The organism is Pseudonocardia sp. EV170527-09 (assembly GCF_008369905.1).
Classification (GTDB): Bacteria; Actinomycetota; Actinomycetes; order Mycobacteriales; family Pseudonocardiaceae; genus Pseudonocardia.
On the sequence record NZ_VRMC01000134.1, the window covers coordinates 1 to 9,503 of the forward strand.

Here is a 9,503-nt window from a genome sequence, read left to right on the forward strand (position 1 = left end):
GGGAAAACTACTTTGGGAGAACGTTCTCCCGGGCGAAATACGCGGCCGCCCGCTTGAGAATCTCGTTCTCCACCTCAAGGCGACGCTTCTCCTTACGGAGCCCGGTCAATTCGCGTTTCTCGGCGCTACTCAGCCGTGAATCGGAGCCGCCGGTGTCGTCGGCGGCGGCCTGGGCCATCCAGCTCCGCAAACACGACTCCGATATCGACAGTTCCTTCGCGATCGCAGACACCGGCTTGTCGCCAGCACGAGCAAGGTCCACGGCGCGGCGCCGGAACTCGGGCGGGTGAGGTGCAGGCACGAACAACATCCTCCCTGGTGGACCGGGTCCACCTCAGGTGACGTGTCCGGCGTCAGGGGTCAAGCTCACCGGACGCTCGTCGAAGCGATGGATTAGCGTACCGGCCTGGTCACCGGAGCGACCCGCGAGAAGGCCGCTCAGCGGGCCGGAGCGAGCCCACGCACGGTCAGCCGGGTCATCGCATGGGCGAGCCGCGCCGGGCTGCTCGTGTGCGTCGAGAAAGGCGCCACGGCCCGGTTCCTCGGAACGGCGAGCCACCGGGCACCGGCGTACGTGTTCGTGAGCCCGTCTGGGATGCCGATCCCGCGGCCCCGCCGGGTAGCTGATGACCAGCGTGTGGAGGAAATTGGCACCCCCCCCGCATCTTGCGTAAGTACTCAAACCCTTGTGCGCGAGGGCGCGAAGCGCGCTTCACCGAAACGTCCGGCCTGGCCGGGACGGGACCGGGCCAGGGACGGGCGGGAGCGGGCGGCCGCGACGCAGACCGTCTTGGACCGGGCGGGGGTCCGCCGCGTCCCGTCGTGGAAGGCGGCGGCGATGCTGGCGCGCTGGTGGCGGGCCGGGTGGTCGGTAGCCGGGGTGCTGTACGCGATCGACCACCACCCGGACCGGCCCGGGGAGACCCGCGGGGATGCCATCAGGGGAGCCCGTGACCCCCTGGCAGTCATCGGGCACCGGCTCGCCGCATGGACCGGCCGGGAGGGCGAGCTACCGGCCGCCGTCCAGGCTGTCGACCCTGACGAGCGCCGTCGGCGGGCGGCGCGCCTGGCCGAGCAGCTCGACGAGCCCGGCCAGGAGTCCCGCGGCAGGATCGCCAGCGCCGCCGGTCGTCAGCAGGCCCGCGAGCTGTTCGCCATGGCTCGGCGGGCACGTGGGGCGGCCGCGTGATCCCCGCCGCCGTTGTGCGGTTGTGCGTGTGTGCACGTGTGCGCTCAGGGCCGCGCGGGCCCAGGGAAACCCCTCAGTGGACCCGCCTGCGGCGGGGCGGTTGTCCGGCCCTGAGCTAAGCACGGCCGCACTCCCGATCAAGGGCGCTGCGCTGGCGCTCCGCGTCGCCTTCGGCGACCGGCCTGCGGCCGGCCCTTGACCGCGAGCCTCCGCGGCCGCGCCCGGCGCTCGTGCGGTGGCGGGGCGAAGCGCCCGCCACCCACGGGACGGGCCGAACAACCACCACCCGATCCCGCGGCCGGTTCGAGCAGCGGCGAGGAGGTGAGCGCCCGTGTGCGCCGATGGCTGCTACAAGATGAAACAGGACAACCGGTGGGTGTGCATCAAGTGCGGTCACTGACCCCTGGTTCGGAGGCCGGGTCTGCCTGAGGACGGCGGACCTGACCTCCGATCAGGTCAAGCGGTCGTAGATCTCCCGTCGGTGCCCGAGGGTGAGGACCAGGACGACGAGTTGGTCGTCCTGCGGTTCGTAGACCACGCGCCAGTCACCGACCTTGAGACGCCAGGATCCGGGCTCACCCTTGAGGGGCTTACCGGTCGGTGGCGCCGGTCGCGGCTCGTCGGCGAGCGTACTCACCGCGGCCAAGATGCGGCGGGCCACCTGCGGGTCGAGCTTGCGCAGCGCCTTGCTCGCCGGGGCCGCCCAGGTGATGTGCCAGTGGGGAGAGTCTGGCACGTGTCAGCGCTGGTCGAACTCGGCGAGCAGGGCAGCGTGATCGACGGGCTCGCCGGCCTCGGCCTTCGCCTCACGGGCCATACGCGACAGCCCCCGGTCTTCCAGCTCGTCGAGCAGGTCGAGGACCTCGGCTGGGACGACCGCGGCGACACGCTTGCCGTGGCTGGTGATCGCGGTCGTGACACCGCCATGCTGGGCGCGGCCCACAACATCAGCGAAGTGGTTCCGCGCATCGGTCGAGGACATCTCCGCGGTACTCATGTTCAAAATGTACAACTTGTACGTACTCTTGTCGAGGCGCACCGAGTGGATGATCATCCGCGAGCGGACGGATAAACGGGCATTTCGGGTGCTTGCTGGCCTGATAATCCGTACGGGTCGTGTTTCCCCAGTTCAGCCGCGCCGATATTGAGTCTTATGTTCGATCGAGGGCCGATCGGACGCTAGCAAGTTGCTTGCAAAAACTAGCGTCAGGAACGCCTGACAAATAACCGGCGTCAAGGTATCCTGACGGTATGGGTTGGACGCACGACACCGGGTATGACCCGGCCTACGACCACGAGGGCTATCCAGCCGCAGTGCTCGACGACGGCACCGAGACCAGCGTGCACACCGAGGCGATCCAGAGCCGGGTGACCGGCTGGCGCGCGGTGTGTGAGTGCGGGTGGCGCGGCGTGCAGTTCTGGCCGCGTGCGGAGTTCCCCGGTTCGTCGAGCATCGCCCCGAACGAGGTGGACGGGTTCGAGACGGGCCAAGGGGCCTGCGGGGAGTGGTTGGAGCACCTGCACTCCGCACTTCCCGCGCTGGCCGTGCACGACGCCACCCAGCAGCTCGCCGACGCGCGCGAGGCGCTCGACGAAGCGGTGGCCGCCGCTCGTGCGGCGGGCGCTTCCTGGACCGTCATCGGGAAGGCCGCTCGGATGAGCCGTCAGTCCGCACATGAACGATGGGGCCAGGAGGCCCCGGTTGCCACAACGTCCGGGAGGGCTCGATGACTGACGCACGCACCTGTGACCACCCTGCCGCCCACGTTCACGGTCTTGTCGGGGCTGGCCCCGTAGAGGTTCCGCCGGAGGACTCCCGGCTGAATCTGACCCCTGTGGAGTGGGGTCACCTGGCGTCCCCGCTCCGCCAGGGGGAGCGCATGTCCGCTGCGATCGGAGAGTGCGCTTCTTGTGCGTCGCTGGTCGTCTCCGTGTCCACCTGGCACCGTTCGGACGGCCACGGCGAGCACGCGGTGCAGTACCAGACCCGGTGGGTACCGCTGTTCAGCGCGCGGGATCAGGACGTCCCGGCGGCCGCGGACCCGGCCGCCCGAGGCCCGCTGCCGGCGACGCTGGTCGATGCGACGACCGGGGCCGACCGGGGCCGACCTGACGCCCCGAGGCTGACGTGACCGTGTGCGAGATGCCGCAGGAGTGGCTCGACTCCTTTGTCGGGCAGAGCCTCCCCGATCTGACACTCGACGAGATCGGGGACCTACTGGTCAAGGTCAGCTCCCGGTGGAGGCGGAAGGGGACAGGGGCTCCTCCGGTGGTGGTCGCTGTGGCCGACCAAGGCCCGGATCCGGTCCCGTGGCGGTTCGAGGTGTGGTCCGAGGTTGTGCGCGTCGGGCACGTGGCGGTCCGGCACCGGTCGAGCGGGGCAGTCGAGAAGGGGCTCTGCGTGGACACCACCGCGTCCGCCGTTCCGGCACCGTGACCCCCGCCGGGTGCGCCCGGGTCCTGGGCCGGATGACTGCGACCTGTCCCCGCGAGCCTTCAGCTTCGCTCGCCGACGAGTATCTCACGAGGCCCGTGAAGACCGAGGATCAGCGCACCCCCGGCGCGGCCGATTACTTGACCTCTGCGGCCGAGCGCGGCGAGCCCGACGGTGTCTGGTTCGGCGCCGGGATCGAGGCTCTCGGGCTGCCGTTCGAGGCCGGCGACACGGCTGCAGCGGATGACGTTCGGGCGGTGTTCGGGCAGCTGCGTTATCCCGAGCATGTGCTCGCGGGGTCGACTGAGAAGACCCCGGTCTACCTCGGTTCGAAGCCGCGGAAGTTCCGCACGGCGGCGCAGATCGTGGCCGACGCGCTCAAGGAAGAACCGAACGCGTCGGCGGAGCGGCGCTTCGAGATCGAGACGTCGGCGAACCGCAACACCCGTACTCCGACGGCGTACTACGACGTGACGTTCTCGCCGGTGAAGTCGGTGTCGGTGTACTACACGGCGTTGCTCGCCGCCGGCGACAACGACGGCGCGGAGACGGTCCGTTGGGCGCATGACGAGGCGGTGCGGATCGCTTTGTCGTCGGTGCAGTCGGATGTGGCGTATGTCCGCTCTGGCCGTCACGAGGGGCGTGGCCCGTCGGGGCGGACAGTGGGTCAGTGGGAGGCGGCCACGGGCCTGGCCGCAGTGGTCTACGGGCATCACACCAACCGTGACGGGGAGCCGCAGCTGCACTCGCACGCGGGGGTGCTGAATCGTGCTGCGACCGCGGATGGGCGTGTGTTGGCCCTGGATGGGCAGGCGTTCCGGCCGGTCAAGGAGGCGCTGTCGGCGGCCTATACGCGGGCCTATCAGCAGCTGCTGACCGAGGAGCTGGGTGTGTTGTTCCAGCTGCGGCCTGACGGGGTGGCTCGGGAGATCGCCGGGTTCGACCCAGAGCTGCTGGCGCAGGCGAGCACCCGCACTCTGGAGCGGGTTCGCCCGGCGGTCGCGGAGCTGGTGGAGGCCTACACAGCCCGCCATGGGAGGACGCCGGGGCCGCGCGCGCGGCGGGCGTTGGTGGAACAGGCGGTCAAGGGCACCCGTGAGCCGAAGCGGGGTCTGGCCGGTCCTGCCGCGGTGCTGGCGTGGACGACCGGGCAGCCGGGGCGGGCGGCCAGGCTCGCGGCCGCGCTGGACGCGGTCGACGAGGTGGTGATGGCCGCGGCGGCCAACGGCACCCACCCGGTGGCCGGACATGACGGCCAGGTGCAGGTCACTGACGGCCGTCGGGCGGCCCTGGAGGTTCTGGCTGTCATCGGGGCTGGCCGGGCGGTGTCCGGTCAGAACATGCCTGGCGGTGAGGGTGCGGCCACGCTCGCGGGGACAGTGGCCAACGCCATCGAGGCCGGAGTGGCCGATGTCCAGAGCAGGTATGCGACGTGGACGGTTGGGAACCTGACGGCGGCCATTGATGACCACCTCGGTGACCACGCGGCCGCGCTCGGGGTTGCGGCGGCCGCTCGGCCGGCGTTCATGGCCACCCTCAGCGGGGCGGTTCTGGCCGCGCCCGGGCGGTTCGGGATCGTGCAGGTTTCTGCGTCCGACCCGGTGCCGGTGCCCGACGAGTTGCGACGCCTGGGTGCAGGTGGTGACGGCCGGTCGATGTTCCGTGCCCATATCGATGAGCGCTACGCGACGACCGCGGCGGTGACTGCCGAGGTGCGGCTGCTGGGCTACAGCCGCACCGACAGCCTCATCCCGCTGCCGGTGGAGCGACTCGTCGTGCTCGGAACGGCTCCCGGGTCCCGGAAGCTGTTTGCTGACCAGGCTGCGGTGGTGGCTGGGGTGCTGGGGTCTGGGCGGACAGTGGACGTGCTGGTCGGGCCGGCGGGCACCGGGAAGTCGCACACCGTTGGGGCCTTGTCGGGCGTGTGGGCGGGTGAGCACGGTGGCCGGGTGCTGGGCTTGGCGACCGCGGAGATGGCCGCGCGTAACCTGGCCGAGCTTGGGCTGGAGGGGATGAACACCGCGCAGTGGCGGAAGCGGTTCCTGCCCGACCCCACCACCGGCGAGGTAGCGGATCGACTGCTCCCCGGGGACCTGGTGGTCGTCGACGAGGCCGGCATGAGTACGACCGCCGAGCTGGTCGAGATCAGTGACGCTGCCGCGGCCGCCGGGGCCAAGGTGCTGCTGGTCGGCGATCACCACCAGCTTCAGCCGGTCGGCGCGGGCGGCATGTTCGCCCATCTCGCAGCGCAGGAGAACGCCCTCGCGCTGGACACGGTGCACCGGTTCCGCCACGCCTGGGAGGCCGAGGCGTCGCTGCAGCTGCGAGTGGGCGACGTCGCCGACGTCGCCGCCTACGCCGACCGGGGACGGCTGCGCACGGGCACGGTGGAGGAGATGAGCGAGCACGCCGTGCGCGGACACATGGCAGACGTGCTCGATGGCAAGGATGCCCTGCTCATCGTCGGCACCAACCGGACAGCGGCGGAGATGTCACAGCAGGTCCGCCAGACCCTGGTCGGCCTTGGGCGCGTGTCTCCCGAAGCTCTTGTCACGGTGACCGTTGCTGGCGTGCAGAACGATATCGGGGTCGGGGACCTGATCCAGGCGACACGCAACGACCGGCGACTGCGTGTCGATCAGGCGCCGGATGGGACTGTTGGTGAGGTCCTGAACAAGGAGCGCTACACCGTGATCGGCCTCAGCCGCGACGGCGCGATCCTGGCCCGAGACCAGCGCGGCGCGGTCGCACACCTGACATCCGAGTACGTCGAGAAGCACGTCATCCTCGGCTACGCCGTCACCGCCTACGCGGCCCAAGGCGTGACCGTCGATGTCGGGCGCGGGTTGCTCGACCGTGACGCGACCCGCGAGTCGGTGTATGTGCCGATCAGCCGCGGGCGGGAGAACAACCTGCTCTACCTGGTCACCGAGCAGGCCCCGGACGGGCACGACCAGCGACGCATCGAGGACACCCCCGCACAACGACTCACCGACATCCTCGCGCGCAGCGACGTCGCAGAAGCGGCGCTGACCGTTCGCGAAGTCGCCGAACACGACACTGCCTCGTTCGCGACTCTCGGCGCCCTGATCAACCAAGTCAGCATGCGAGCATCCGGCGGCCGCAACGCCGAGATCCTCACGGAGCTGCTCACCGCAGAGCAGATGGAACGACTGCAGGGCGAGGACGCCTACGGACGCATGCTGGCCGTGGTCTACGGCGCCGAGCTCGACGGGCACGATCCGCGCGCACTGCTCACCGAGGCCGTGGCGCGGCGCGGGTTCGACGACGCCGAGTCCATCGCGAAGGTCCTGCACTGGCGCGTCGGTGAGATCACTGCAGACCGCGAACCGGAGAACGAGACCAACGAGCCGGAGCACGACTGGACCGCGGTCGCCGACACCCTGGCCCCCGGCCCCGTCCGCGACTACCTCCACCAGCTCGGGGAACTGGCCGCCGACCGACAGCGCACCCTCGGAACCGAGATCGCTCTCGACCCACCCCAGTGGGCAATCGACCGGCTCCCCGCCGTCCCCGACCCCGACGACACCAACGCCCGCCCCGAATGGGAGCACCGCGCCGGAGTCGTCGCGGCATATCGGGAGTACCGAGGCATCCCCGAGCACCAGTCCTCCCTCGGGCAGGCGCCACCGACCCAGCAGCCCTTCGCCTATGCGTTGTGGCGCGAAGCCACCGAAGCTCTGGACCCCGACCCGACCGCTCTGGCCTGGCAGCACAAGACCGACAGCGACCTCTACCAAGCCCGCGAGACCTGGGCGCTCGCGCTGTACCACGCCGACGAGTACGGGCCCCGCGCCGGCGGTGAGGACCTGGCGGCCACCCAGCGGCTGGCCACCGAGATCAGCGACGACGCTGTGCTCACCGCCGCCAGGGCCGACGTGACAGCCGAGGGTCCCGGCCGGGACGAGCTGGTCGCGGCCGCCGACCGCTATCGCGCCCTCGCCCAGACCTACAACGGTCAAGCGGCGGACATGGCCGAGGAGTACGAGGCTCGGCAGCGGTGGTGGGACGAGGTTACCCCGCTGCGCGAGGCCGACCAGGCCGCGGCCAGGGAACTGGAACGACGCCAGCTCCCCGCCTGGCGCGACACCCCGACACCGGCGGCCGGGGAACAGCTCACCCTGCCCACCGACGGCCCGGAGCCCACCGGGGCCGCAGAGCCCGAGAGCAGCCCAGCCGTCACGCAGTCGAGTGCCGAGCATGAGGGCCCGGGCGCGAACTCGGAGTCGGCGCCGGCCCCGGACCTCAGGTACCGCGGTGATTCTCCTGCGGTCGAACCGGACGTGCAGGAGCCGCGCGCGAGCGCGACACCCGAGTCAACCAAGGAGGAACCCTCCGCCGACAACGGCGCCCGCCACATCGGCGAGCGCGACCCGAGTGCGGCACGCGACGCAGTGGATGATCTACGCCGCGTGACCCGCGAGTCGCAGCTCCGAGAGCTGCACGAGCAGGCCCGTGTCCAGAACGACCAGCACCACCAGGACCGCGACCCCGATAGCGGCTATGCCGAACGGGCCCACCGCGACCAGCTCGCCATCGAGAACGAACGCCACCAGCACCGGAGTGGCCAGGCTGAACAGAGCCACGACCAGGGCCATGAGTACGGCGCTGACTACGACCCCTACGACACCGACTACGGCTACGACGACTAACCCGGCGATCCTCCCGGCGGCCTGACGAGAAGCCAGGAGCCTCCGCACAAGAGCGCGGAGGCTCCCCCACGGGGGTGTCCCAGAACACCCCACCCCGGCAGCCTGCCCGGTGGATACTTCCCGGACACGGTGGAACAGCGGCGGCGGTTGCCGCGCAGACGGACTCCGGTCAGCGCGACCGCGGTGAAACCGCCGCATCACCGAGCAACTCGGCGTAGCGCTCCATCAGCGTCGGCGGCGACGGCTCGGGCTCGGACTCCCGCCGCTCCAGCTCCGCGCGCAGAAACAGCTCCTGCTCCGCAGCAACACGCAGGCTCTCCTCGTCGGCCACAACCCGCACACCCTGGACATCCCACGGCCCGGGACACACACCACGGACAGCCGAAGGATCGACGTGCTCGTGCCACGGCGGATCCACGATCTCGTCCAGCTTGGCGCTCGGACGAGGACGACCCCATGTCACGCCGAACTCGCGCTCCGCGAGCTCTCGCACGTCCCGGGTGTGGAACCCGTCAGCAAGGCCGAACACACCCCGCTGGATCTTCGGAACGTAGACCGGGAACCGCTCCCCCGTGGCCAGCACGCACGCTGTCGACCCGATGTAGACGTGACAGTGCCACCGCGCGGCGTCGATCCCCGGCACCGCAGCCTCCACCACCGCGGCCAGCTCTAGTCGTGCCGGCAGGCCGACGTCGGGGGCCGCTGGATCTGCTGCGTAGCCACACGCCTCCTGGACCCGACGCAGAACCTGCTCCTGCACCAGCTGCGTGTAGGTCGTCCCCCACGCCGCGACGTCCTCGTCCAAGCCCGCTGTGGCCATGCCGTCCAGCAGCGCCGACAGCGACAACGGCATGCGGAACTGCACCTCGTGCGCGTCGAACGGTGGAGCAGCCAGGGGATCACCGACGTCGAAGAGCGGCGCCGGGGCGACATGCGTATCGCCAAAACGACCACGAATCATCCCAGCCTCCTCCACCACGCCGCGGGCTCCGATGTCGCTGCAAGTGTAAGTAGCGGCTGGTCCAGCCTAAAGCAAGAGTTGTCGGCACAGCCCCGTATTACCTGTCCGCGGCGGTGGGGGCCGCCCACCGGCTCAGAGCGGGCGTGGACCCCCACACCAGAGCTGATGTTGTCAACGGCGGGTTGGGAGTAACCCCGTAACGACGGATTGGGACTGACCCCCTTGTCGGGTGTTCAGTCGTTGCTG

The 9,503-nt window shown here is 70.4% G+C and carries 9 protein-coding genes; 5 read left to right on the forward strand and 4 right to left on the reverse strand.

The window, feature by feature from the left end; translation table 11 throughout:
* Nucleotides 1-7: 7 nt before the first annotated feature.
* Nucleotides 8-301: a transposase gene (locus FVA95_RS26275; protein WP_161992396.1), complete on the reverse strand. Its 294-nt coding sequence runs from the start codon at nt 299-301 to the stop codon at nt 8-10.
* Between the two features lie 489 nt (nt 302-790).
* Between FVA95_RS26275 and FVA95_RS26280 the strand changes: the two genes are divergently transcribed.
* Nucleotides 791-1,189 (forward strand): hypothetical protein, encoded by a 399-nt coding sequence (locus tag FVA95_RS26280; protein ID WP_149666521.1) that lies wholly within the window; start codon nt 791-793, stop codon nt 1,187-1,189.
* 451 nt (nt 1,190-1,640) lie between these two features.
* Here FVA95_RS26280 and FVA95_RS26285 read toward each other — a convergent pair whose 3' ends face one another.
* Nucleotides 1,641-1,925 carry a type II toxin-antitoxin system RelE/ParE family toxin gene (locus FVA95_RS26285; RefSeq protein WP_149666522.1) on the reverse strand — a complete coding sequence of 95 codons (285 nt, stop codon included), beginning with the start codon at nt 1,923-1,925 and terminating at the stop codon, nt 1,641-1,643.
* A 3-nt stretch (nt 1,926-1,928) separates the two neighbouring features.
* Entirely contained in the window at nt 1,929-2,228 is a 300-nt protein-coding gene (locus FVA95_RS26290; RefSeq protein ID WP_161992457.1) for a type II toxin-antitoxin system prevent-host-death family antitoxin, read from the reverse strand.
* Between the two features lie 212 nt (nt 2,229-2,440).
* On the opposite strand from FVA95_RS26290, the gene FVA95_RS26295 reads away from it, so the two are divergent.
* The 4 genes from FVA95_RS26295 to mobF all read left to right on the forward strand — a co-directional run bounded on the left by FVA95_RS26295 (nt 2,441) and on the right by mobF (nt 8,296).
* Nucleotides 2,441-2,920, forward strand: coding sequence for a hypothetical protein (locus FVA95_RS26295; protein ID WP_149666524.1), 480 nt, complete (start codon nt 2,441-2,443; stop codon nt 2,918-2,920).
* 149 nt (nt 2,921-3,069) lie between these two features.
* Nucleotides 3,070-3,321, forward strand: coding sequence for a hypothetical protein (locus tag FVA95_RS26300; RefSeq protein WP_149666525.1), 252 nt, complete (start codon nt 3,070-3,072; stop codon nt 3,319-3,321).
* A gap of 11 nt (nt 3,322-3,332) precedes the next feature.
* Complete coding sequence (locus FVA95_RS26305) at nt 3,333-3,626, forward strand: hypothetical protein (RefSeq protein ID WP_149666526.1); 294 nt, start codon at nt 3,333-3,335, stop codon at nt 3,624-3,626.
* 32 nt (nt 3,627-3,658) lie between these two features.
* Nucleotides 3,659-8,296 carry a MobF family relaxase gene (gene mobF / locus FVA95_RS26310; RefSeq protein WP_149666527.1) on the forward strand — a complete coding sequence of 1,546 codons (4,638 nt, stop codon included), beginning with the start codon at nt 3,659-3,661 and terminating at the stop codon, nt 8,294-8,296.
* A 169-nt stretch (nt 8,297-8,465) separates the two neighbouring features.
* Here mobF and FVA95_RS26315 read toward each other — a convergent pair whose 3' ends face one another.
* On the reverse strand, nt 8,466-9,275 hold the full coding sequence (locus FVA95_RS26315) for a hypothetical protein (protein ID WP_149666528.1): 810 nt from the start codon (nt 9,273-9,275) through the stop codon (nt 8,466-8,468).
* Nucleotides 9,276-9,503 lie beyond the last annotated feature (228 nt).

Coding starts and splice junctions, on each gene's coding strand:
- FVA95_RS26295 (WP_149666524.1), top strand. CDS start 2,441: ATGGGTTGGACGCACGACACCGGGTATGACCCGGCCTACGACCACGAG.
- FVA95_RS26300 (WP_149666525.1), top strand. CDS start 3,070: ATGTCCGCTGCGATCGGAGAGTGCGCTTCTTGTGCGTCGCTGGTCGTC.
- FVA95_RS26305 (WP_149666526.1), top strand. CDS start 3,333: ATGCCGCAGGAGTGGCTCGACTCCTTTGTCGGGCAGAGCCTCCCCGAT.
- mobF (WP_149666527.1), top strand. CDS start 3,659: ATGACTGCGACCTGTCCCCGCGAGCCTTCAGCTTCGCTCGCCGACGAG.